19 protein-coding genes are annotated in these 25,831 nt (G+C 50.9%); 17 read left to right on the forward strand and 2 right to left on the reverse strand.

The window, feature by feature from the left end; genetic code table 11:
* Positions 1-263 precede the first annotated feature (263 nt).
* The 7 genes from HEM79_RS10325 to HEM79_RS10355 all read left to right on the forward strand — a co-directional run bounded on the left by HEM79_RS10325 (position 264) and on the right by HEM79_RS10355 (position 8,657).
* Positions 264-1,301, forward strand: a complete 1,038-nt coding sequence (locus HEM79_RS10325; RefSeq protein ID WP_176241375.1) for an oxidoreductase — start codon at positions 264-266, stop codon at positions 1,299-1,301.
* A gap of 122 nt (positions 1,302-1,423) precedes the next feature.
* Positions 1,424-2,119, forward strand: a complete 696-nt coding sequence (gene yhhW, locus HEM79_RS10330; protein WP_000639809.1) for a quercetin 2,3-dioxygenase — start codon at positions 1,424-1,426, stop codon at positions 2,117-2,119.
* 93 nt (positions 2,120-2,212) lie between these two features.
* Positions 2,213-3,208 carry a gluconate operon transcriptional repressor GntR gene (gene gntR / locus HEM79_RS10335; RefSeq protein ID WP_000730250.1) on the forward strand — a complete coding sequence of 332 codons (996 nt, stop codon included), beginning with the start codon at positions 2,213-2,215 and terminating at the stop codon, positions 3,206-3,208.
* Between the two features lie 138 nt (positions 3,209-3,346).
* Positions 3,347-3,874, forward strand: coding sequence for a gluconokinase (gene gntK, locus HEM79_RS10340; protein WP_000108328.1), 528 nt, complete (start codon positions 3,347-3,349; stop codon positions 3,872-3,874).
* Positions 3,875-3,877: 3 nt separating this feature from the next.
* A complete protein-coding gene (gene gntU, locus HEM79_RS10345; RefSeq protein ID WP_000105942.1) occupies positions 3,878-5,218 on the forward strand; it encodes a gluconate transporter in 1,341 nt (446 codons plus the stop codon).
* 140 nt (positions 5,219-5,358) lie between these two features.
* Positions 5,359-7,455: a RecQ family ATP-dependent DNA helicase gene (locus HEM79_RS10350; protein ID WP_176241411.1), complete on the forward strand. Its 2,097-nt coding sequence runs from the start codon at positions 5,359-5,361 to the stop codon at positions 7,453-7,455.
* Positions 7,362-8,657, forward strand: coding sequence for a DNA-processing protein DprA (locus tag HEM79_RS10355; protein WP_176241376.1), 1,296 nt, complete (start codon positions 7,362-7,364; stop codon positions 8,655-8,657). The genes HEM79_RS10350 and HEM79_RS10355 overlap by 94 nt, the downstream gene beginning before the upstream one ends.
* 45 nt (positions 8,658-8,702) lie before the next feature.
* Here HEM79_RS10355 and yhgN read toward each other — a convergent pair whose 3' ends face one another.
* Positions 8,703-9,296, reverse strand: a complete 594-nt coding sequence (gene yhgN / locus HEM79_RS10360) for an NAAT family transporter YhgN (protein ID WP_001002547.1) — start codon at positions 9,294-9,296, stop codon at positions 8,703-8,705.
* A 192-nt stretch (positions 9,297-9,488) separates the two neighbouring features.
* Here yhgN and asd point away from each other — a divergent pair, with 192 nt between their 5' ends.
* From asd to HEM79_RS10405, 9 genes are all read left to right on the forward strand, one after another.
* Entirely contained in the window at positions 9,489-10,592 is a 1,104-nt protein-coding gene (gene asd / locus HEM79_RS10365; protein ID WP_176241377.1) for an aspartate-semialdehyde dehydrogenase, read from the forward strand.
* 271 nt (positions 10,593-10,863) lie between these two features.
* Positions 10,864-13,047 carry a 1,4-alpha-glucan branching enzyme gene (glgB, locus tag HEM79_RS10370; RefSeq protein ID WP_000116223.1) on the forward strand — a complete coding sequence of 728 codons (2,184 nt, stop codon included), beginning with the start codon at positions 10,864-10,866 and terminating at the stop codon, positions 13,045-13,047.
* Positions 13,047-15,020 carry a glycogen debranching protein GlgX gene (gene glgX / locus HEM79_RS10375; protein ID WP_000192584.1) on the forward strand — a complete coding sequence of 658 codons (1,974 nt, stop codon included), beginning with the start codon at positions 13,047-13,049 and terminating at the stop codon, positions 15,018-15,020. Before glgB ends, glgX begins: the two co-directional genes overlap by 1 nt.
* A gap of 17 nt (positions 15,021-15,037) precedes the next feature.
* On the forward strand, positions 15,038-16,333 hold the full coding sequence (gene glgC / locus HEM79_RS10380) for a glucose-1-phosphate adenylyltransferase (protein ID WP_000624234.1): 1,296 nt from the start codon (positions 15,038-15,040) through the stop codon (positions 16,331-16,333).
* Complete coding sequence (gene glgA / locus HEM79_RS10385) at positions 16,333-17,766, forward strand: glycogen synthase GlgA (RefSeq protein ID WP_176241378.1); 1,434 nt, start codon at positions 16,333-16,335, stop codon at positions 17,764-17,766. Before glgC ends, glgA begins: the two co-directional genes overlap by 1 nt.
* Positions 17,767-17,784: 18 nt before the next feature.
* Positions 17,785-20,232, forward strand: a complete 2,448-nt coding sequence (gene glgP, locus HEM79_RS10390) for a glycogen phosphorylase (protein ID WP_000993435.1) — start codon at positions 17,785-17,787, stop codon at positions 20,230-20,232.
* Between the two features lie 124 nt (positions 20,233-20,356).
* A complete protein-coding gene (locus HEM79_RS10395; protein ID WP_176241379.1) occupies positions 20,357-21,865 on the forward strand; it encodes a PstS family phosphate ABC transporter substrate-binding protein in 1,509 nt (502 codons plus the stop codon).
* A 25-nt stretch (positions 21,866-21,890) separates the two neighbouring features.
* Positions 21,891-22,877, forward strand: coding sequence for a PstS family phosphate ABC transporter substrate-binding protein (locus tag HEM79_RS10400; RefSeq protein WP_176241380.1), 987 nt, complete (start codon positions 21,891-21,893; stop codon positions 22,875-22,877).
* A 264-nt stretch (positions 22,878-23,141) separates the two neighbouring features.
* The gene (locus HEM79_RS10405) at positions 23,142-23,741 is read left to right on the forward strand and encodes a hypothetical protein (RefSeq protein WP_176241381.1); all 600 of its coding nucleotides are present in this window, start codon (positions 23,142-23,144) and stop codon (positions 23,739-23,741) included.
* A 51-nt stretch (positions 23,742-23,792) separates the two neighbouring features.
* Here HEM79_RS10405 and glpD read toward each other — a convergent pair whose 3' ends face one another.
* Positions 23,793-25,298 carry a glycerol-3-phosphate dehydrogenase gene (gene glpD, locus HEM79_RS10410; protein WP_176241382.1) on the reverse strand — a complete coding sequence of 502 codons (1,506 nt, stop codon included), beginning with the start codon at positions 25,296-25,298 and terminating at the stop codon, positions 23,793-23,795.
* A gap of 189 nt (positions 25,299-25,487) precedes the next feature.
* Here glpD and glpE point away from each other — a divergent pair, with 189 nt between their 5' ends.
* Positions 25,488-25,814 carry a thiosulfate sulfurtransferase GlpE gene (glpE, locus tag HEM79_RS10415; protein WP_000371935.1) on the forward strand — a complete coding sequence of 109 codons (327 nt, stop codon included), beginning with the start codon at positions 25,488-25,490 and terminating at the stop codon, positions 25,812-25,814.
* The last annotated feature ends 17 nt before the right edge of the window (positions 25,815-25,831 follow it).

Genomic DNA, 25,831 nt, shown 5'->3' on the forward strand with positions numbered 1-25,831 from the left:
AGCCGGGTGCTGGCTTTTTTTTGCTTGTCATTTTGTCCACGGGGAATGTTCCTCGTGTTGAGACAAATGCAAAATCGCCTGATGCGCTACGCTTATCAGTCCTACAAATAGTCCTGAACCGTAGGTCGGATAAGGCGTTCACGCCGCATCCGGCATGATCAAAGTGCACTTTGCCAACAATCTGACGTACTGAAGCACAGGCATAGGAACCGCGTCCGCTTTGCGTTAAGGTGTAACTAACCACCTTAAAAAAGGACGAAATCATGGCCATCAACTGCGCCTTTATTGGCTTCGGCAAAAGCACCACCCGCTACCATCTGCCGTATGTACTTAACCGCAAGGATAGCTGGCATGTCGCGCATATTTTCCGCCGCCATGCGAAGCCGGAAGAACAGGCTCCTGTCTACTCGCATATCCATTTCACCAGCGATCTCGACGAAGTATTAAACGATCCTGACGTTAAGCTGATTGTCGTCTGCACTCACGCGGACAGCCACTTCGAGTATGCGAAGCGTGCGCTGGAAGCCGGGAAAAATGTGCTGGTTGAAAAACCGTTCACCCCGACGCTTGCGCAGGCGAAAGAGCTGTTTGCGCTGGCGAAAAGCAAAGGGCTGACCGTCACGCCGTATCAGAATCGTCGCTTTGATTCCTGCTTCCTGACGGCGAAAAAAGCGATTGAAAGCGGCAAGCTGGGAGAGATTGTCGAAGTGGAAAGCCATTTTGACTACTACCGCCCGGTGGCAGAAACCAAACCTGGACTGCCGCAGGATGGCGCATTTTATGGCCTTGGCGTGCATACCCTCGACCAGATTATCTCGCTGTTCGGTCGCCCGGATCATGTGGCTTACGACATTCGCAGCCTGCGTAATAAAGCCAATCCGGACGACACCTTCGAAGCGCAGCTGTTTTATGGTGATTTGAAAGCCATCGTCAAAACCAGCCATCTGGTGAAAATCGATTATCCGAAATTTATCGTTCACGGTAAGAAAGGTACATTTATTAAATACGGCATCGACCAGCAGGAAACCAGCCTGAAGGCTAATATTATGCCGGGCGAACCGGGATTCGCAGTGGATGATTCGGTCGGTGTGCTGGAGTATGTCAATGACGAGGGCGTGACTGTAAGAGAAGAGATGAAGCCGGAGGTGGGCGACTACGGACGCGTATATGATGCGCTGTATCAAACCATCACCAACGGTGCACCAAATTACGTCAAGGAATCTGAAGTTCTTACTAATCTGGAAATCCTTGAACGTGGTTTTGAACAAGCTTCTCCCTCTACAGTGACTCTCGCGAAGTAAGTTTGATGGCTCCTCGAATAGTTCAATTTTTTTGAACAGAGGGGTCAATTTTCACCCTCTATCATCCCAGGCGGATCGGGTCCACACTAAGCCCATCGAAAACATTCAGGGGGTGAATACAAATGATCTACTTACGCAAAGCAAATGAACGTGGTCATGCGAATCATGGCTGGCTGGACTCCTGGCACACTTTCTCTTTTGCCAACTATTACGATCCGAATTTTATGGGCTTCTCCGCGCTGCGTGTCATTAACGACGACGTGATTGAAGCAGGGCAGGGTTTCGGCACTCACCCACATAAAGATATGGAAATTTTGACCTACGTGCTGGAAGGTACTGTTGAGCATCAGGACAGCATGGGCAATAAAGAGCAGGTTCCGGCGGGCGAGTTCCAGATAATGAGTGCGGGTACGGGTATTCGTCACTCAGAGTACAACCCCAGCAGCACCGAGCGTCTGCATCTGTATCAGATCTGGATCATGCCTGAAGAAAACGGCATTACGCCGCGTTATGAACAGCGTCGCTTTGATGCCGTGCAGGGCAAACAACTGGTGCTTTCGCCGGATGCGCGTGATGGTTCGTTGAAAGTGCATCAGGATATGGAACTGTATCGCTGGGCGCTGCTGAAAGATGAACAGTCGGTGCATCAGATTGCCGCTGAACGCCGCGTCTGGATCCAGGTGGTGAAAGGCAATGTCACCATTAACGGTGTGAAAGCCTCGACCAGTGATGGTCTGGCAATCTGGGATGAGCAGGCAATCTCCATCCACGCCGATAGCGACAGTGAAATTCTGCTGTTCGATTTGCCACCAGTCTAAATTTATCTCACAAACCTTCCTGAGGAATCAGGAAGGTTGTGATGCGTCCGTGGTAAACTAAAGGAATCTATCCCTTTTGTACCCTTCAGGACGATGAAAAAGAAAAGACCCGTACTTCAGGATGTGGCTGACCGTGTAGGCGTGACCAAAATGACGGTCAGCCGTTTTTTACGCAACCCGGAGCAGGTCTCCGTCGCCTTACGTGGCAAGATTGCCGCCGCTCTTGATGAACTGGGTTATATTCCCAACCGCGCGCCCGATATCCTCTCAAATGCCACCAGCCGGGCAATTGGCGTTCTGTTACCTTCTCTCACCAACCAGGTTTTCGCGGAAGTATTACGCGGCATCGAAAGCGTTACCGACGCGCACGGTTATCAGACTATGCTGGCGCACTACGGTTATAAACCGGAAATGGAACAAGAGCGCCTCGAATCAATGCTCTCATGGAATATCGACGGGCTGATCCTCACCGAACGAACCCACACGCCGCGCACCTTAAAGATGATTGAAGTGGCAGGTATTCCAGTGGTGGAGCTGATGGACAGTAAATCTCCGTGCCTCGATATCGCCGTCGGGTTTGATAACTTTGAAGCGGCACGCCAGATGACCACCGCCATTATTGCTCGCGGGCATCGTCACATTGCCTATCTCGGCGCACGTCTCGACGAACGTACTATCATCAAACAGAAGGGATACGAACAGGCGATGCTGGATGCCGGCCTGGTGCCATATAGCGTGATGGTTGAACAATCTTCTTCTTACTCTTCAGGTATTGAACTGATTCGCCAGGCGCGGCGGGAATATCCGCAGTTAGATGGCGTATTCTGTACCAACGATGACCTGGCTGTCGGCGCGGCGTTTGAATGTCAGCGTCTGGGGCTGAAAATCCCTGACGATATGGCAATTGCCGGTTTCCACGGTCATGATATTGGCCAGGTGATGGAGCCACGGCTGGCGAGCGTGCTGACACCGCGTGAGCGGATGGGCAGCATTGGCGCTGAACGCCTGCTGGCGCGTATTCGTGGCGAAGCAGTGACACCGAAAATGTTAGATTTAGGTTTCACCTTGTCACCGGGCGGATCTATTTAAGCTCACAAATTTGAAGTAGCTCACACTTATACACTTAAGGCACGGATGGATATTGCTTCTGATTTTGTCCGGCTGGACAATGTTACCGATAACAGTTACCCGTAACATTTTTAATTCTTGTATTGTGGGGGCACCACTTTGAGCACGACTAACCATGATCACCACATTTACGTCTTGATGGGCGTATCGGGCAGCGGCAAATCTGCGGTCGCCAGTGAAGTGGCGCATCAACTTCATGCCGCGTTTCTTGATGGCGATTTCCTCCATCCGCGTCGCAATATCGAAAAAATGGCGTCCGGTGAACCGCTGAATGATGACGATCGCAAACCGTGGTTACAGGCACTGAACGACGCCGCGTTTGCTATGCAGCGCACCAATAAAGTGTCGCTGATCGTCTGTTCCGCACTGAAAAAGCACTATCGCGACCTGCTGCGCGCGGGTAATCCGAATCTCTCTTTCATCTACCTGAAAGGCGATTTTGATGTAATTGAAAGCCGTCTGAAAGCGCGTAAAGGCCATTTCTTTAAAACCCAAATGCTGGTGACGCAGTTTGAAACGCTGCAAGAACCGGGTGCGGACGAAACCGATGTACTGGTGGTGGATATCGATCAACCGCTGGAAGGTGTTGTGGCAAGCACCATTGAGGTTATTAAAAAAGGCAAATAAGTAGTGAGTACATTAACGCTTGTTTTAACAGCAGTAGGGTCTGTTTTACTGCTGCTGTTTTTAGTCATGAAAGCGCGTATGCACGCTTTCCTGGCTTTGATGGTGGTGTCTATGGGGGCTGGCCTTTTTTCCGGTATGCCGCTCGATAAAATCGCAGCGACGATGGAAAAAGGGATGGGAGGCACCCTCGGCTTCCTGGCGGTGGTTGTCGCTCTGGGAGCCATGTTTGGCAAGATCTTACATGAAACCGGCGCAGTCGATCAGATTGCCGTCAAAATGCTCAAATCCTTCGGTCACAGCCGCGCGCATTATGCCATTGGCCTTGCGGGGCTGGTTTGTGCGCTACCGCTGTTCTTTGAAGTGGCGATTGTTCTGCTGATTAGCGTTGCTTTCTCAATGGCGCGCCATACCGGCACGAACCTGGTGAAACTGGTTATCCCGTTATTCGCCGGCGTGGCGGCAGCGGCGGCGTTCTTATTGCCGGGGCCAGCGCCAATGCTGCTGGCATCGCAGATGAACGCCGACTTTGGCTGGATGATCTTGATTGGCCTGTGTGCGGCAATTCCGGGAATGATTATTGCCGGGCCGCTGTGGGGTAATTTCATCAGCCGCTACGTGGAACTGCATATTCCTGACGACATCAGCGAACCGCATCTCGGCGAAGGCAAAATGCCATCTTTCGGATTCAGCCTGTCGCTAATCCTGTTGCCGCTGGTGCTGGTAGGTCTTAAAACCATTGCCGCGCGTTTTGTGCCGGAAGGCTCTACCGCTTACGAATGGTTTGAGTTTATCGGCCATCCGTTTACCGCGATTCTGGTTGCTTGTCTGGTGGCGATTTATGGTCTGGCGATGCGTCAGGGTATGCCGAAAGACAAAGTGATGGAGATTTGCGGTCACGCGCTGCAACCGGCGGGGATCATTCTGCTGGTAATTGGTGCGGGCGGCGTGTTCAAACAGGTACTGGTTGACTCTGGCGTAGGTCCGGCACTGGGCGAAGCGTTAACCGGGATGGGCCTGCCGATTGCGATTACCTGTTTCGTGCTGGCAGCAGCGGTGCGTATCATTCAGGGTTCTGCAACGGTTGCCTGCTTAACGGCAGTGGGGCTGGTGATGCCGGTTATTGAACAACTGAACTACTCCGGTGCGCAAATGGCGGCGCTGTCGATTTGTATCGCTGGTGGTTCGATTGTTGTCAGCCACGTTAACGACGCTGGTTTCTGGTTGTTCGGTAAATTTACCGGCGCGACCGAAGCCGAAACGCTGAAAACCTGGACCATGATGGAAACCATCCTCGGCACTGTCGGTGCTATCGTCGGGATGATTGCGTTCCAGCTGTTGAGTTAATTACCGCGACAAATTACTGCGAGCTTGCTCGCAGTAATTCATTTCTCTTTTTTCCTCTCTTCATCTTTTTGATCTCTCTCGCAAAAATACTGGCTCATTATCCGTTCTAATCACTGCGTTAACGGACGCAGGAGAAGATGATGGAGAAACACGGAGCTGAATTGCTGTTACAGCGGATGTTAAGTAACACCACCGCTACCTTCAGGGAAGGGCAATGGGAAGCTATAGATGCGGTGGTTAATCAGCGGCGAAAACTGCTGGTTGTACAGCGCACTGGCTGGGGGAAAAGCGCCGTGTACTTCATCGCCAGTAAAATCTTCCGCGATCGCGGCGCTGGCCCGACAATTATCATCTCTCCTTTGCTTGCCCTGATGCGTAACCAGGTTGCCGCCGCTGAACGGTTAGGTATTACGGCTGAAACGTTGAATTCTACAAACAGGGAAGAATGGCAGCGCATTAGCGATAATTTGCTGCAAGGTGAGGTCGATTGCTTGCTGGTTTCCCCGGAACGTTTGGCAAACCAGGACTTTATCGAAACGGTTTTATATCCTATAGCCGATCGTATTGGCTTGCTTGTGGTCGACGAGGCGCACTGCATCTCTGATTGGGGGCACGATTTTCGCCCGGATTACCGACGTATATTAGATATTTTGCGCCAGTTGCCTGCGAATACCCCTGTTCTGGGTACAACCGCGACAGCGAATAACCGTGTCGTTGAGGATATCCGTCAGCAATTGGGTGACATTGTGATTCAGCGTGGAACGCTGGCTCGCGAAAGTTTGGCGCTTGATGCCTTAGTCTTAGGTGAACAGTCATCCCGTCTGGCATGGTTAGCGACGGTTATCCCTCAGTTTTCCAAATCGGGAATTGTTTATACCCTGACTACGCGCGATGCCGAACTTGTCGCCGAGTGGTTAAGGAAAAATGGTATCAGTGCATTTGCGTACTACAGCGGCGTGACTTGTGAAGGCGCGGAAGATTCTAATACTGCCAGGGAATATCTGGAGCAGGCACTGCTGGCAAATAAAATCAAAGTGCTGGTCGCGACGACGGCATTAGGTATGGGGTTTGATAAACCTGATTTAGGTTTCGTCATTCATTATCAGATGCCAGGGTCGATTGTCGGTTACTACCAACAGGTGGGGCGCGCCGGGCGTGCTATAGATTCCGCAGTTGGCATATTGCTTTGTGGTGGCGAAGACCGCGCTATTCATCAATTCTTCCGTGAAAGCGCCTTTCCTGCGGAGGCACAAATTCATGAAATACTCAATGTACTTAGCGAGAATGACGGTCTTACTCTACGAGGCATTGAACAACGGACGAATCTCCGTTATGGGCAAATAGAAAAAGCACTGAAATTATTGGTAGCTGAAAATCCATCGCCTGTGGTGTATACCGAGAAATTATGGCGCAGAACTATCGTCAGTTTTTCTCCTGACCATGAAAGAATTAACCATTTGATGAATCAGAGAAAAAGTGAACTGGCAGACGTTGAAAGCTATATCACGACTAAGGAGTGCAAAATGCAATTTCTGCGCCGCGCACTCGATGAGCCAAGTGCCGAACGTTGTGGTAAATGTAGCAGTTGTCTTCAGCATCCGTTGTTGTCGCCCGACATTGATAGCGGCTTACTCCATGCAGCAAATTTATTTATTAAACACGCTGACCTGCCATTAAATCTCAATAAACAGGTGGCATCTGGGGCTTTTACACAATACGGATTTAAAGGGAACTTACCTGCGGATTTACAAGGATCTACGGGGCGAATCCTTTCTCGTTGGGGGGATTCCGGGTGGGGAAAGCAGGTAGCACAGGAGAAAAATATGGGGCGCTTCAGTGATGAGCTGGTGGAGGCATGTGCGGAAATGGTTCGCCAACGCTGGAATCCGCATCCTGAACCAACCTGGGTATGCTGCGTTCCTTCATTAAGGCACCTCGACCTGGTTCCTGATTTTGCCCGGCGACTGGCGGCGAAACTTGGCTTACCTTTTATTGATGCCATTGGAAAAGTCGTGGACAATCCACCACAGAAAATGCAGCAAAACCGTTTTCACCAGTGTCAAAATCTCGACGGGGCGTTTGTGATTACCCCTCCTTTGATGCCAGGCCCGGCGTTGCTGGTTGACGATATCGTGGATTCTGCATGGACGCTGACAGTTCTGACAGCACTGTTACGCCAGGCAGGTTGCCCGACGGTTTATCCTCTTGCCCTTGCTTCTACCTCGGTAAAAAATTGATGAATCTTTCAGCCAATGCACAAGCGACTCTCCTGCTAACCAGCGATTTTTTTCGCGCGGCGGCGAGTGAGCATAAACCTCTTAGCAATAGTGAATGGGGGAAGTTTGCATTATGGCTGAAGCACCAACGTATCAGTCCCGCCGATCTTCTGGTGCCGCAACCGCAAGAGAAACTTACAGGCTGGAGCGATCCGCGTATTTCTCAGGAGCGTATTCTTGGCTTGCTGGCGCGCGGTCATAGTCTGGCGTTGGCGGTAGATAAGTGGCAACGCGCTGGTTTATGGATCTTAACCCGAGGCGATGCCGATTATCCCGTTCGCTTGAAAAACCGATTGCGAACGGATGCCCCTCCCGTTTTATTTGGCTGCGGGAATAAAGCATTACTGCAAGCGGAAGGTATGGCGATTGTTGGCTCGCGAGATGCTCCGACTGCCGATTTGCGCTATACCCAACAACTGGCAGCGAAACTGGCTCAACAGAGGATTTGCGTTATCTCTGGTGGTGCGCGAGGTATTGATGAATGTGCAATGACGTCGGCACTAGAGGCAGGGGGAACGGCCGTTGGCGTATTAGCTGATAGCTTGTTAAAAACGAGCACGTTAGTGAAATGGCGTGAAGGGCTTATAGCAGGCAATCTGGTGTTGATTTCGCCGTTTTACCCAGAAGTACGTTTCACCGTCGGCAATGCGATGGCGCGGAATAAATATATTTATTGCCTTGCTGAAAGCGCAATGGTTGTGCGTGCGGGAATGACCGGTGGAACGATAACTGGGGCGATGGAGGCATTAAAACATCAGTGGCTGCCTGTTCTGGTTAAACCAAATCAGGATGAGCAATCAGCCAATTCACGATTAGTAGAAAATGGGGCGTCATGGAGTGCTGAACAGGCTGAAAATGTGACGATCAGACTGCCAGACGTTCCTGGGCTGATGTATGACAGAGTACGCCGTAACGCTCAACCAGAACTGTTTTCACTACATGAAGATGACGCAAATTACGCAGGAATGCCCGCGCATACGCCTGTCGATTTTTATCAACTCTTTGTAGCGGAACTGGCGATCCTTGCAAAGGAATCGATAAGTATTGAAAGGCTGGCGTCTTATACTGGTTTAACCATCGAACAAGCTAGTGTATGGCTGAATCGCGCAGAAGAAGAGGGAAGAGTTATCCGATTGGGCGAAGGTCATTATCAGTTCAGGTAATAAAACAGGTGCCGCGTCAGGTTGTGTGCAGCACCTGTTTGAACCTTACCCCTTCATCCACATCCGAACGCCGTCGAGGAACATCTGGGTTGCCATCATCACCAGAATCAATCCCATCAGGCGTTCCAGCGCATTCACCCCTTTCTCGCCCAACAGACGTAAAAACAGCGATGACTGTAGCAGGATGACAAATGTGCCACCCCAGGCCAGCAGCAGGGCAATCACCAGATGCCCCATCTGATTCGGGTACTGATGAGACAGCAACATCAGCGTGGCGAGAATCGTCGGTCCGGCGACCAGCGGAATGGCTAATGGCACGATAAACGGCTCTTCACCAGCCGGAAGCCCACTGCTGTTTCCCGAGGCGCTGGGGAAAATCATCTTAATGGCGATCAGAAACAGAATGATGCCGCCAGAAATGGAGACGGTTTCCGCCCGCAGGCTAAGAAATGCCAGAATTTTCTCACCCGCAAACAGGAACACCAGCATCACCAGGAGAGCAATAAGCAACTCTCGCACCATGATTGCCCGACGTCTTTTCGGTTCAGTATGTTTCAGTACGGACATAAAAATAGGTAGGTTTCCGAGCGGATCCATAATCAAGATCAATAAAACTGCTGCAGAAATGATTTCATTCATAACTCAAGTTCCCTGATAATTGCGTTGGACTTTCTGCGTGCTTTGAAAGCAGGATAAGTCGCATTACTGATTGCTTCGCTATCATTGATTAATTTCACTTGCGACTTTGGCTGCTTTTTGTATGGTGAAAGATGTGCCTCGAGGACACCGGCACATATATACAGCACACATCTTTGCAGGAAAAAAACGCTTATGAAAAATGTTGGTTTTATCGGCTGGCGCGGTATGGTCGGCTCCGTTCTCATGCAACGCATGGTTGAAGAGCGCGACTTCGACGCCATTCGCCCTGTCTTCTTTTCGACTTCCCAGCCTGGTCAGGCTGCACCGTCCTTTGGCGGTACTACCGGCACACTTCAGGATGCCTTTGATCTGGAGGCGCTGCAGGCCCTCGATATCATCGTAACCTGTCAGGGCGGCGATTATACCAACGAAATCTATCCAAAGCTCCGTGAGAACGGGTGGCAAGGTTACTGGATTGACGCAGCATCTTCTCTGCGCATGAAAGACGACGCCATCATCATCCTTGACCCGGTCAATCAGGACGTCATTACTGACGGATTAAATAAAGGCATCAGGACTTTTGTTGGCGGTAACTGTACCGTAAGCCTGATGTTGATGTCGTTAGGCGGTTTATTCGCCAATGATCTTGTTGATTGGGTTTCCGTTGCAACCTACCAGGCGGCTTCCGGCGGTGGTGCGCGACATATGCGGGAGTTGTTAACCCAGATGGGCCAACTGTATGGCCATGTGGCGGATGAACTCGCAACCCCGTCCTCTGCTATTCTCAGTATTGAACGCAAAGTCACGACCTTAACCCGCAGCGGCGAGTTGCCGGTGGATAACTTTGGTGTTCCGCTGGCGGGTAGCCTGATTCCGTGGATCGACAAACAGCTTGATAACGGTCAGAGCCGCGAAGAATGGAAAGGGCAGGCGGAAACCAACAAGATCCTCAACACATCTTCTGTGATTCCGGTAGATGGTTTATGCGTGCGCGTCGGGGCATTGCGCTGCCATAGTCAGGCATTCACCATCAAATTGAAAAAAGATGTATCTATTCCGACCGTGGAAGAACTGCTGGCGGCTCACAATCCGTGGGCGAAAGTCGTACCAAACGATCGGGAAATCACTATGCGTGAGCTAACCCCAGCAGCCGTTACTGGCACGCTGACCACGCCGGTAGGCCGCCTGCGTAAGCTGAATATGGGACCAGAATTTCTGTCAGCCTTTACCGTAGGTGACCAGTTGCTGTGGGGGGCAGCGGAGCCGCTGCGCCGGATGCTTCGTCAACTGGCGTAATCTTTATTCATTAAATCTGGGGCGCAATGCCGCCCCTTTTAGTGCGTAATACAGGAGTAAGCGCAGATGTTTCATGATTTACCGGGAGTTAGATAGAGCATTGGCTATTCTTTAAGGGTGGCAGAATACATGAGTATTCACTGCCTTACCTGAAGGGAGGACGACGCAGAGAGGATGCACAGAGTGCTGCGCCGTTCAGGTCAAAAAAATGTCACAACCAGATGTCAAAAATCAGTTGGATGGGGTGACACAATAAAACAGGAAGACAAGCATGTCCGTTCGTATCGATAGAGACGTGATAAACGCGCTAATTGCAGGCCATTTTGCAGACCCATTTTCCGTACTGGGAATGCATAAAACTACAGCAGGACTGGAAGTCCGCGCCCTTTTACCTGACGCCACCGATGTGTGGGTGATTGAACCAAAAACCGGACGCAAAGTCGCTAAACTGGAGTGTCTCGACTCTCGTGGATTCTTCAGTGGCGTCATTCCACGACGTAAGAATTTTTTCCGCTATCAGTTGGCTGTTGTCTGGCATGGTCAGCAGAATCTTATTGATGACCCTTACCGTTTTGGCCCTTTAATTCAGGAAATGGATGCCTGGCTGTTATCTGAAGGTACTCACCTGCGCCCGTATGAAACCTTAGGCGCACACGCAGATACCATGGATGGCGTTACCGGCACGCGTTTTTCTGTCTGGGCACCCAATGCCCGCCGAGTCTCGGTTGTCGGGCAATTCAACTACTGGGATGGTCGTCGTCATCCGATGCGCCTGCGTAAAGAGAGCGGCATCTGGGAACTGTTTATCCCTGGCGCGCATAACGGTCAGCTCTATAAATACGAAATGATTGATGCCAATGGCAATCTGCGTTTGAAGTCTGATCCTTATGCCTTTGAAGCACAGATGCGTCCGGAAACCGCTTCCCTTATTTGCGGACTGCCTGAAAAGGTCGTGCAGACCGAAGAGCGCAAAAAAGCGAATCAGTTTGATGCGCCAATCTCTATCTATGAAGTTCATCTGGGTTCCTGGCGTCGTCACACCGACAACAACTTCTGGTTAAGCTATCGCGAACTGGCCGATCAACTGGTGCCTTACGCTAAATGGATGGGCTTTACCCACCTCGAACTGCTGCCAATTAACGAACATCCATTCGATGGTAGTTGGGGCTATCAACCGACGGGTCTGTACGCGCCAACTCGCCGTTTTGGTACTCGCGATGACTTCCGCTATTTCATTGATGCCGCACATGCAGCCGGTTTGAACGTCATTCTTGACTGGGTGCCGGGGCACTTCCCGACTGATGACTTTGCGCTTGCCGAATTTGACGGAACAAATCTGTATGAACACAGCGATCCCCGTGAAGGCTACCATCAGGACTGGAATACCCTGATTTACAACTATGGGCGTCGTGAAGTCAGTAATTTCCTCGTTGGCAACGCGCTGTACTGGATTGAACGTTTTGGTATTGATGCGCTGCGTGTCGATGCGGTGGCTTCGATGATTTATCGCGACTACAGCCGTAAAGAGGGCGAGTGGATCCCCAACGAGTTTGGTGGGCGCGAGAATCTGGAAGCGATTGAATTTTTACGCAATACCAACCGTATTATCGGCGAGCAAGTTCCTGGCGCGGTAACAATGGCGGAGGAGTCTACCGACTTCCCTGGCGTTTCTCGTCCGCAGGATATCGGCGGCCTCGGCTTCTGGTACAAGTGGAACCTCGGCTGGATGCACGACACCCTGGACTACATGAAGCTCGACCCGGTTTATCGTCAATACCATCACGATAAACTCACCTTCGGGATGCTCTACAACTACACTGAAAACTTCGTCCTGCCGTTGTCGCACGACGAAGTGGTGCACGGCAAAAAATCGATTCTCGACAGAATGCCGGGCGATGCATGGCAGAAGTTTGCCAATCTGCGAGCCTACTATGCCTGGATGTGGGCGTTTCCGGGCAAAAAACTGCTGTTCATGGGTAATGAATTTGCTCAAGGGCGCGAGTGGAACCACGACGCCAGCCTTGACTGGCACCTGCTGGAAGGCGGCGACAACTGGCACCACGGTGTCCAGCGTCTGGTGCGCGATCTGAACCACACTTATCGCTATCACAAAGCATTGCACGAGCTGGATTTTGACGCGTATGGCTTTGAATGGCTGGTGGTGGATGACCATGAACGTTCGGTGCTGATTTTTGTTCGCCGTGATAAAGAGGGTAATGAAATTATCGTTGCCAGTAACTTTACGCCGGTGCCACGCCATGATTATCGCTTTGGCATTAATCAGCCGGGTAAATGGCGTGAAATCCTCAATACTGATTCCATGCACTATCACGGTAGCAATACCGGTAATGGCGGCGCGGTACACAGTGATGAGATCGCCAGCCACGGTCGCCAGCATTCATTAAGCCTTACGCTACCGCCGCTGGCCACTATCTGGCTGGTTCGGGAGGGATAATGACACAACTTGCCATTGGCAATCCCGCTCCTCTTGGCGCGCATTACGACGGCCAGGGCGTTAACTTCACGCTCTTCTCCGCTCATGCCGAACGGGTAGAGCTGTGTGTGTTTGACGCTCAGGGCATCGAACATCGGTATGATTTGCCAGGACGAAGTGGTGACATCTGGCACGGTTATCTGCCGGATGCGCGCCCGGGTTTGCGTTATGGTTACCGCGTTCATGGCCCATGGCAACCCGCCATGGGGCATCGCTTTAACCCGGCGAAGTTGTTGATTGATCCTTGCGCGCGGCAAATTGTCGGGGAATTTAAAGATAACCCGCTGCTGCACGCCGGGCATAGTGATCCTGACTATCGCGACAACGCTGCTATTGCGCCGAAATGCGTAGTGGTCGTGGATCACTATGACTGGGAAGATGATGCCCCGCCGCGCACGTCGTGGGGCAGTACCATCATTTATGAAGCCCATGTCAAAGGCTTAACCTACTTGCACCCGGAGATCCCGGTCGAGATCCGTGGAACCTATAAAGCCCTGGGGCATCCGGTGATGATCAACTATTTAAAACAGTTGGGCATTACCGCACTGGAACTGCTGCCGATCGCGCAATTTGCCAGTGAGCCGCGCTTGCAACGAATGGGGTTGAGTAACTACTGGGGTTACAACCCGGTGGCGCTGTTTGCACTGCATCCGGCGTATGCATGCTCGCCCGACACGGCGTTGGATGAGTTCCGCGATGCAGTCAAAGCCCTGCACAAAGCGGGCATTGAGGTCATTCTCGACATCGTTCTCAACCACAGTGCGGAACTGGATCTCGACGGCCCGTTATTCTCCCTGCGCGGGATCGATAACCGTAGCTATTATTGGATAAGAGAAGACGGCGATTATCACAACTGGACCGGTTGCGGCAATACGCTCAATTTGAGCCATCCAGCTGTGGTGGAGTACGCCAGCGCCTGTCTACGCTATTGGGTGGAAACTTGTCATGTTGATGGCTTCCGCTTCGATCTCGCTACAGTCATGGGGCGAACGCCGGAGTTTCGTCAGGATGCGCCTCTGTTTACGGCTATTCAGAATTGCCCGGTACTTTCGCAAGTGAAGCTGATTGCCGAACCGTGGGATATCGCGCCCGGTGGCTATCAGGTGGGGAATTTCCCGCCGCTGTTTGCCGAGTGGAACGATCATTTCCGCGATGCTGCCCGGCGCTTCTGGCTGCACTATAACCTGTCGCTGGGGGAGTTTGCCGGACGCTTTGCCGCTTCCAGTGATGTTTTTAAACGTAATGGCCGTCTGCCGAGTGCTGCGATTAATCTGGTCACGGCGCATGACGGTTTTACGCTTCGCGACTGCGTTTGTTTTAACCATAAACACAATGAAGCAAACGGAGAAGAAAATCGCGACGGAACCAACAACAATTACAGTAACAATCATGGTAAAGAAGGGTTAGGCGGTACTCTTGATCTGGTTGAACGGCGGCGCGACAGCATTCACGCCCTGTTAACAACGTTGTTGCTCTCCCAGGGTACGCCGATGTTACTGGCCGGTGACGAACACGGTCACAGCCAGCATGGCAATAACAATGCTTACTGTCAGGATAACCAACTAACGTGGTTAGACTGGTCGCAAGCAAGCAGTGGCTTAACCGCGTTTACCGCCGCGTTAATCCATCTGCGCAAGCGCATTCCTGCTTTGGCAGAGGATCGCTGGTGGGAAGAAGGCGACGGCAATGTCCGTTGGCTGAATCGATATGCTCAATCTTTAAGCTCGGATGAGTGGCAGAACGGGCCAAAGCAGCTGCAAATTTTGCTTTCGGATCGTTTCTTGATCGCAATAAACGCCACGCTTGAGGTAACAGAGATTGTTTTACCTGCTGGGGAGTGGCGTGCCATTCCCCCATTCGCTGGAGAGGATAACCCAGTGATTACGGCTGTCTGGCCGGGACCTGCACACGGACTGTGTGTGTTCCAGAGATGATAAAAAAGGAGTTAGTCATGATTAGTTTAGAGAAGAACGATCACTTAATGTTGGCGCGCCAGCTGCCATTGAAGTCTGTTGCCCTGATTCTGGCGGGGGGACGCGGTACTCGCCTGAAGGATTTAACCAATAAACGAGCAAAGCCTGCCGTACACTTCGGCGGCAAGTTCCGTATTATCGACTTTGCACTGTCCAACTGTATCAACTCCGGTATCCGTCGTATGGGCGTGATCACCCAGTACCAGTCTCACACTCTGGTACAGCATATTCAGCGCGGCTGGTCGTTCTTCAATGAAGAAATGAACGAGTTTGTCGATCTGCTGCCAGCGCAGCAGAGAATGAAAGGGGAGAACTGGTATCGCGGTACGGCAGATGCCGTTACCCAAAACCTCGACATTATCCGCCGTTATAAAGCGGAGTACGTAGTGATCCTGGCGGGTGACCATATCTACAAGCAAGACTACTCGCGTATGCTTATCGACCACGTCGAAAAAGGCGCACGTTGCACCGTTGCTTGTATGCCTGTACCGATTGAAGAAGCCTCTGCATTTGGCGTTATGGCGGTTGATGGAAACGATAAAATTATCGAATTTGTTGAAAAACCGGCTAACCCGCCGTCAATGCCAAACGATCCGAGCAAATCTTTAGCAAGTATGGGGATCTACGTCTTTGACGCAGAGTACCTGTATGAATTGCTGGAAGAAGACGATCGTGATGAAAACTCCAGCCACGACTTTGGTAAGGATTTGATTCCAAAAATTACCGAAGCAGGCCTCGCCTATGCGCATCCATTCCCGCTCTCTTGTGTACAGTCCGATCCGGACGCCGAGCCGTACTGGCGTGATGTTGGGACACTGGAGGCTTACTGGAAAGCGAACCTGGATCTGGCTTCTGTCGTGCCGGAACTGGATATGTACGATCGCAACTGGCCGATTCGCACCTACAATGAATCATTGCCGCCAGCGAAATTCGTTCAGGATCGCTCCGGTAGCCATGGGATGACCCTTAACTCACTGGTTTCCGGCGGTTGTGTGATCTCTGGTTCGGTGGTGGTGCAGTCCGTTCTGTTCTCACGCGTTCGCGTGAATTCATTCTGCAACATTGATTCCGCCGTATTGCTGCCGGAAGTATGGGTAGGTCGCTCGTGCCGTCTGCGTCGCTGCGTCATTGACCGCGCTTGTGTCATTCCGGAAGGAATGGTGATTGGTGAGGATGCAGAAGAGGATGCACGTCGTTTCTATCGTTCAGAAGAAGGCATTGTGCTGGTTACGCGCGAAATGCTACGGAAGTTAGGGTATAAACAGGAGCGATAATGCAGGTTTTACATGTATGTTCAGAGATGTTCCCGCTGCTTAAAACCGGCGGTCTGGCTGATGTTATTGGGGCATTACCCGCAGCACAAATCGCAGACGGCGTTGACGCTCGCGTACTGTTGCCTGCATTTCCCGATATTCGCCGTGGCGTGACCGATGCGAAGGTGGTATCTCGCCGCGATACCTTCGCCGGACATTTCACGCTGCTGTTTGGGCATTACAACGGGGTTGGCATTTACCTGATTGATGCACCGCATCTCTACGATCGTCCCGGAAGCCCGTATCACGATACCAACTTATTTGCTTACACCGACAACGTATTGCGTTTTGCACTGCTCGGGTGGGTTGGAGCGGAGATGGCAAGCGGCCTTGACCCATTCTGGCGCCCCGATGTTGTGCACGCGCACGACTGGCATGCGGGTCTTGCGCCTGCGTATCTGGCGGCACACGGGCGTCCGGCGAAGTCGGTGTTTACTGTGCACAACCTGGCCTATCAAGGCATGTTTTATGCACATCACATGAATGACATCCAATTGCCATGGTCATTCTTTAATGTTCACGGGCTGGAATTCAACGGGCAAATCTCTTTCCTGAAGGCCGGATTGTATTACGCCGACCACATTACAGCGGTTAGTCCGACCTACGCTCGTGAGATTACTGAACCACAGTTTGCCTACGGTATGGAAGGTTTACTCCAGCAGCGTCATCGTGAAGGACGACTTTCCGGCGTACTGAACGGCGTGGACGAGAAAATATGGAGTCCAGAGACGGACTTACTTTTAGCCTCGCGTTACACCCGCGATTCATTGGAGGATAAAGCGGAGAATAAGCGCCAGTTGCAAATCGCAATGGGGCTTAAGGTTGACGATAAAGTGCCGCTTTTTGCAGTGGTGAGCCGTCTGACCAGCCAGAAAGGACTGGATTTGGTGCTGGAAGCCTTACCGGGTCTTCTGGAACAGGGCGGACAACTGGCACTGCTCGGTGCGGGCGATCCGATATTGCAGGAAGGTTTTCTTGCTGCAGCGGCGGAGCATCCCGGCAAGGTTGGTGTACAGATTGGTTATCACGAAGCATTTTCGCATCGCATTATGGGCGGCGCGGACGTCATTCTGGTTCCCAGTCGTTTTGAACCGTGCGGCTTAACGCAACTTTATGGATTGAAGTACGGCACGCTGCCACTGGTGCGGCGTACCGGTGGGCTTGCTGATACGGTTTCTGACTGTTCTCTTGAGAACCTTGCAGATGGCGTCGCCAGTGGGTTTGTCTTTGAAGATAGTAATGCCTGGTCGCTGTTACGGGCTATTCGACGCGCTTTTGTTCTGTGGTCTCGCCCTTCACTGTGGCGGTTTGTGCAACGTCAGGCTATGGCAATGGATTTTAGCTGGCAGGTCGCGGCGAAGTCGTACCGTGAGCTTTACTATCGCTTGAAATAGTTTTCAGGAAACGCCTATATGAATGCTCCGTTTACATATTCATCGCCCACGCTAAGCGTAGAAGCTCTTAAGCACTCTATCGCTTACAAGCTGATGTTTACGATTGGAAAGGATCCGGTCGTCGCCAATAAACATGAATGGCTGAACGCAACGTTATTTGCTGTGCGCGATCGTCTCGTGGAGCGCTGGTTACGCTCGAATCGTGCCCAGCTATCACAAGAAACTCGCCAGGTTTACTACCTGTCGATGGAGTTTTTGATTGGCCGTACTCTCTCCAACGCCATGCTGTCGTTAGGTATTTATGACGATGTCCAGGGTGCGCTGGAGTCGATGGGATTAAATCTCGAAGAGTTGATTGATGAAGAAAATGACCCAGGTCTCGGTAATGGTGGCCTGGGGCGTCTGGCGGCCTGCTTCCTGGATTCGCTGGCGACTTTAGGATTGCCAGGGCGTGGTTACGGCATCCGTTATGACTACGGTATGTTCAAACAGAACATCGTTAACGGCAGTCAGAAAGAGTCTCCGGACTACTGGCTGGAGTACGGCAATCCGTGGGAATTTAAACGCCACAATACGCGCTACAAAGTGCGTTTTGGCGGACGTATTCAGCAAGAAGGTAAGAAAACTCGCTGGATTGAAACCGAAGAAATTCTGGCCGTAGCTTACGACCAAATCATCCCCGGTTATGATACTGACGCGACCAACACTTTGCGTCTGTGGAGTGCTCAAGCCAGTAGCGAAATTAATCTTGGTAAATTTAACCAGGGGGACTACTTCGCGGCAGTGGAAGATAAAAACCACTCTGAGAACGTATCCCGCGTACTGTACCCGGATGACTCCACCTATTCCGGACGTGAACTGCGTTTGCGTCAGGAATATTTCCTGGTATCTTCGACCATTCAGGACATTTTAAGTCGCCATTATCAGTTGCATAAAACCTACGATAATCTGGCGGATAAAATCGCGATTCACCTCAACGACACCCATCCGGTGCTGTCGATTCCTGAGCTGATGCGTCTGCTGATCGATGAGCACAAATTTAGCTGGGACGACGCTTTTGAAGTGTGCTGCGAGGTCTTCTCCTACACCAACCACACGCTGATGAGCGAGGCGCTGGAAACCTGGCCGGTCGATATGCTGGGTAAAATTCTGCCGCGCCATTTGCAGATTATCTTTGAAATCAACGACTATTTCCTGAAAACCTTGCAGGAGCAGTATCCGAACGATACCGACCTGCTGGGACGGGCGTCGATCATTGATGAATCGAATGGGCGTCGTGTGCGCATGGCCTGGCTGGCTGTTGTGGTCAGCCACAAAGTTAACGGCGTATCGGAGCTGCACTCTAATCTGATGGTGCAATCGCTGTTTGCTGACTTTGCGAAGATCTTCCCTGGACGTTTCACCAACGTTACCAACGGTGTGACCCCGCGTCGCTGGCTGGCGGTGGCGAATCCGTCGCTTTCAGGTGTGCTGGATCAACACCTCGGTCGTAACTGGCGTACCGATCTGAGTCAATTAAACGAGTTGCAACAGCATTGTGATTTTCCGATGGTCAATCATGCTGTTCATCAGGCGAAACTGGAGAACAAAAAGCGTCTGGCGGAGTACATCGCCCAACAATTGAATGTGGTGGTGAATCCGAAGGCGCTGTTTGATGTGCAAATCAAACGTATTCACGAATACAAACGTCAATTGATGAATGTGTTGCACGTGATCACCCGCTATAACCGCATCAAGGCCGATCCAGATGCGAAGTGGGTTCCACGAGTGAATATCTTTGGCGGTAAGGCGGCTTCGGCCTATTACATGGCGAAGCACATTATCCATTTGATCAATGATGTAGCGAAAGTGATCAACAACGATCCACAGATTGGCGATAAGCTGAAAGTGGTGTTTATCCCGAACTACAGCGTCAGCCTGGCGCAGCTGATCATTCCGGCAGCCGATCTTTCCGAACAGATTTCGCTGGCGGGTACGGAAGCCTCCGGCACCAGTAACATGAAGTTTGCACTTAACGGCGCACTGACTATCGGTACGCTGGACGGTGCGAATGTCGAAATGCTGGATCATGTCGGAGCGGACAATATCTTTATCTTTGGTAACACTGCGGAAGAAGTGGAAGAGCTGCGTCGTCAGGGCTACAAACCGCGTGAATACTACGAGAAAGATGAAGAGCTGCATCAGGTGCTGACGCAAATCGGCAGCGGTGTGTTTAGTCCGGAAGATCCGGGTCGCTACCGCGATCTGGTTGATTCGCTGATCAACTTTGGCGATCACTACCAGGTGCTGGCGGATTATCGCAGCTATGTCGATTGTCAGGATAAAGTTGACGAACTGTACGAGCGTCCGGAAGAGTGGACAGCCAAAGCGATGCTGAACATCGCAAATATGGGCTATTTCTCTTCTGACCGGACTATCAAAGAGTACGCCGATCTTATCTGGCATATTGATCCGGTGAGATTGTAATTTCGCTAAAAATAGAACGGGGCCAAAAGGTCCCGTTTTTTTTCGCCTTTATTTCGGAAAAGTGTCCAGCGGGGACGAGGATACTGGAGGAGTATAATTTCGCCATTCAGAAAGAATGGACAGAATGATGCAAAACAGAAAATGGATTTTGACCTCGCTGGTAATGACTTTTTTCGGTATTCCCATACTGGCGCAATTTTTGGCAGCGGTTATTGCCATGCTGGGTGCCGGGATTGCCGCTATTCTTGAGTTTTGCAATCTACTCCTCACACCAACAATTTACCTTTTACTCAACGTTTTTATGCTGGCGCTGGGTGCGATAGTGATATTTTTCTCGGGTCGAGTGTGGGCGAGAGATAGCGCCCCAGAAAACAGAGAAATAGCCGTCTGGCGACAATGTCTTTTTTTATTACCTGCATTATTAACCCTGGTTGGCTGGATAATCACGCTACATCTGGCAGATTATCAATTTCGCCAGATGGGTTCGGGCTGGTTGGCAGATCTTATGCTTCCTTGGCTGGGCGTTTTGTTAGTCACATTAGTCGGTGGTGAGTACTGGTGGATGGTCATTATTCCCGTTGGGGCGCATATCAGTTTTTCGCTGGGATACGCCTGGCCGACAAGACATCCTTTAACCGGCACATTCGGGCTACGTTACCGTAATTCACTTCTGTTTATCCTTCTCCTGCTGGGTTTTGTCGCTGGTTATCAGGCTCATTTATATAAACAGCTTAATCCCGGTGTCGGTGTTCGCGAAGATATTGATACCTGGGCCTGGCGACCCGACAAACTCAATAATCAACTGACGCCACTGCGTGGTAAACCACAAATTCAGTTTACGCAAAATTGGCCGCGACTCGATGGTGCTACGGCAGCGTACCCCATTTATGCCTCTGCCTTTTATGCGTTAAGCGTTATACCGGAAGATTTTCACGTCAGGGAATATCTGGATAACTCTCGCACGCCGGAGGCGTATAACAAAATCGTTAAGGGCGATGCCGATATTATCTTTGTGGCGCAACCTTCTGGTGGGCAGAAAAAGCGTGCAGAGGAATCGGGCGTCACTTTGATATACGCCCCCTTTGCCCGCGAAGCATTTGTTTTCATCGTTAATGCAGATAACCCGGTTAATTCCCTGACAGAACAACAAGTGCGTGACATCTTTAGTGGCGCTATTACTAACTGGCGTACTGTTGGGGGAGATGATCAAGAGATCCAGACCTGGCAACGCCCGGAAGACTCAGGCAGTCAGACGGTGATGCAATCACTGGTGATGAAAGATGTCCGCATGATCTCGCCGCAGGAAACCGAAGTGGCAAGCGTGATGGAAGGCATGATTAAAGTCGTTGCTGAATACCGTAATACAAACAACTCCATTGGCTATACCTTCCGCTATTACGCGACGCAAATGAATGCCGATAAGAATATCAAGTTGTTAGCGATTAACGGTATTACACCGACTGCGGAAAACATTCGTAACGGCAAATATCCGTATATAGTCGATGCTTTTATGGTGACGCGGGAAAATACGACGTCAGAAACACAAAAATTGGTGGAATGGTTTTTAACGCCACAAGGACAGAGTCTGGTGGAAGATGTGGGTTATGTGCCGATGTATCCAACAATGAAATAACCCTGGAGAGAAAGGAATCAGCGCGATGAATAAATTCACCGGTATTTTACTATTAGGCACGGCATTACTGGCGGGATGTGTCGACCGGGAAGGGTACTATAACAGTGTCAGAGAAGAAGAGAGCCATGGACTGACTTCTCTGCATGGTCAACCTGAATTACATTACAGCGAAGATTGGTCAAGATGGCCAAGAGTGTACGGCGCTACGGCCTTATACCCGCTGTATGCCTCTGCATATTATCAATTAATACCCGAGCCGAAAGATGCGGATCGAACCTCGCGTGCCTGGCAAGCGTATGGTTTGCAGCAAACCCGAACAGCAGAAGCCTACGATAGTCTAATTAAAGGTACTGCGACCGTTATTTTTGTCGCACAACCGTCAGAAGGGCAGAAAAAACGAGCAGAACAAGCGGGGGTTAAGCTGAAATATACCGCTTTCGCCCGCGAAGCCTTTGTCTTTATCGTTGATATCAAAAACCCCGTTAATTCACTTAGCGAACAGCAGGTCAAAGACATTTTTAGCGGTAAAGTGAGTCGCTGGAATAAAGTGGGCGGTAGTGACGAACGTATAAAAGTCTGGCAGAGGCCAGAGGATTCTGGAAGCCAAACGGTTATGAAGGGACTGGTTATGCAAGACACCCCAATGCTGCCAGCTAAAAAATCCACTGTAATTGATCTCATGGGCGGTTTAATTACCGAAGTAGCCGACTACCAAAATACACCATCTTCCGTTGGTTATACCTTTCATTATTATGTCACGCGTATGAATGACAACATGCTCAAAATGCGCAAGCAGATCAAATTACTGGCAATTAACGGTATCTCCCCAACTGAGGAAAATATTCGCAACGGAACTTATCCATACCTTGTGGATGCTTATATGGTGACGCGCGAAAATCCCACGTCGGAAACGCAGAAATTCGTTGACTGGTTTTTAAGCCCGCAGGGACAACAATTGGTAGAGGATGTGGGGTATGTGCCGCTGTATAAAACGTTATTAGATATTAAATAATTAAGTAAGTAGGATGCAGATATGGATATGAGTATGAAGACATTATTACTTGTCAGCAGTTGCTTACTCTCTTTTCCTGAGAGTTATGCTGCATACCAGAATATTTCACCACCTTTCGAGCATTACACTTTAGCTTGTGAAATAGAATCCGCTAAAACAGCCGGAGCGGTGGACAGATTATCAGATCTGGGAAGACGACTGGATGATTGATGAGTGTTTATGCGCGATGTATGACGCATCACCTGAATCATCAGGATAATAAAGATGAATAAAATCAGACTTTATATTTCTCCGCTATTTCTCGGCTTTGTTATTGTGCCGTTGTTAGTATGGCCGACGGTGGTTGCGCTGGCGGCTTTTAGTATCACATTGAGCTTTTTGGGGGAAATACTGTTCTCAATCCCGCTCATTATCCGGCGTATTTCACTTCTGGAATTACAACTTTGGTTATCGGCTGAATATGCGCTTGTTTTCTGTGCAATGGTGGGTGTTGGTTGGCAATTTGCTTGCAGAACGCCATCGGAACTAAAAAACAGACCTCATTGCTGGCTGGTATTCACACCAGTTTATTTCTGGTTGCTTCTGTGGAATATCATTTTCTATGTCGCGCCAGCGCGAATTGCTTTGCTGGAAAATCTGCGCAGTTTCTTTCTGAGTGTTATCTGGTTACCCCTGAATTTTTCGCCATTTTGGCCACAGCCGTGGACTGGTTTTGTCGGTCCGATAAGCGCACAGTTTGGGTTTGCGTTGGGATATTATTGCCAGTGGCGTAGCAAAAATAGAAGCCAGAGGCAGAAGTGGGGCGAGTGGGTAGCGTGCCTGAGTTTTGTTTCGTTGGGTATGATGGCGTGGGCTTTGCGGTAATTCCCTGAATCTAAAAGGGGTCAGATTGAAATCTGACCACCTTACGTTAATTTACGATGCCAGCGACAATTTCTGCTGCGTATACTCTACCAGCCACTGACTCACACGAGACTGTTGCTGCGCACTCAGCCACATACCTTGTTTTGTGCGACGCCACAGGGCATCGTCGGCGCGGCGAACCCATTCGTGGTCTACCAGATATTTCAGCTCCGCTTCGTAGAACTCATGACCGAAATCTTCCCCGAGATCGCTTACCGTCCCCGCATTGCCGAGCAGCAGCTCGCTGTTGCTGCCGTAAGTGCGTGCGTAATGACGCGCCAGCGATTCGGTCAGGAACGGGTAACGGCGGCGCAGGCGGGCGGCATAATCGTCGCGGTCGCCTTCAATGGCACCACCCGGCAGCACGCTCTCTTTCGTCCACGCCGGGCCAATACCCTGATAATACGGCGTCAGTTTTTCCAGCGCATGTTCCGCCAGTTTGCGGTAGGTGGTCAGCTTACCGCCGAATACCGACAGCAGCGGTGCTTTGCCGTTTTCGTCATGGATATCAAGGGTGTAATCACGGGTAATAGCCTGCGGCGAGTCGGACTCATCATCACACAGCGGGCGCACGCCGGAGTAGGTCCAGACGATATCGTCCCGGCTTAACTGCTTTTTAAAGTGCGTGTTATACACTTTCAGCAGGTAATTGATTTCACTCTCTTCAATCTTCACTGCTTTTGGATCGCCTTTGTATTCCACATCGGTGGTGCCGATGATGGAAAACTCGTCCATCCACGGGATCACGAACACAATACGTTTATCTTCGTTTTGCAGAATGTAGGCCTGCTTCTGGGTATGCACGCGTGGCACCACAATATGGCTGCCTTTGATCAGGCGAATGCCATAAGGCGAAGGCAGATGCATCCCGTCGTCGAAGAACTGTTTCACCCACGGGCCGGTAGCATTAACCAGGCCGCGCGCCTGCCAGGTATATTTTTTGCCGGTATCGATATCTTCCGCTTCTACAATCCACAGGCCGTTTTCGCGGCGAGCAGAGGTGGCGCGAGTCCGGGTAAGCACTTCGCCGCCTTTACGCACCACCATCTGGGCGTTGGCGAGTACCAGACGAGCGTCGTCGACCCAACAGTCGGAATATTCGAATCCGCGCTTAATTTCCGGTTTTAACACTGAATTCGCGCCAAAACGCAAACCGGTTGATCCCGGCAGGCTGGTGCGTTTACCCAGATGATCGTACATGAACAGACCAATACGAATCATCCACGCCGGGCGCAGATGTGGGCGATGCGGCAGGCGAAAACGCATCGGGAAGGCGATATGCGGCGCCATTTTCAGCAGCACTTCACGTTCAGCCAGCGCCTCGCTGACCAGACGGAATTCATAGTGCTCAAGGTAGCGCAGGCCGCCGTGAATGAGTTTTGAACTGGCGGAAGAGGTCGCGCAAGCGAGATCCTGGGCTTCCAGCATCAGCACGGATAAACCGCGTCCAGCGGCGTCTGCCGCGATACCAGCACCATTGATGCCGCCACCTATCACAATCAGATCTTTGGTTTCCATGCTGCCCTCGTTCACTTTCGTTAAAGCTCATAAATGTTCGTTATCGAACATATTAGCAAAGAATCGCGCTTTGGGTAACATTGAAAAAACATTTTAGAGTGATATGTATAACATTATGGCGTTTATCTGCCGCTTCAACGTAAACTGTGCGGTAAATTTGCCCACTTGTTTGTAAAGAAAGAGAGACGCATGGATCAGTTCGAATGTATTAACGTTACCGACGCGCACCAGAAGTTGCAGGAAAAAGAGGCGGTGCTGGTCGATATTCGCGATCCACAAAGTTTCGCTATGGGTCATGCAACACAGGCTTTCCATTTGACTAACGACACGCTGGGCGCGTTTATGCGTGATAATGACTTCGATACGCCGGTCATGGTGATGTGTTACCACGGTAATAGCAGCAAAGGCGCGGCGCAGTATCTGCTACAACAGGGCTACGATGTGGTCTATAGCATTGATGGCGGCTTTGAAGCCTGGCAGCGTCAGTTTCCTGCAGAGGTGGCGTACGGCGCGTAACGCTTTATACTGTCCCC

Origin of the sequence: Escherichia sp. 93.0816 (genome assembly GCF_013368855.2) — a bacterium.
Taxonomy (GTDB): Bacteria; Pseudomonadota; Gammaproteobacteria; order Enterobacterales; family Enterobacteriaceae; genus Escherichia; species Escherichia ruysiae.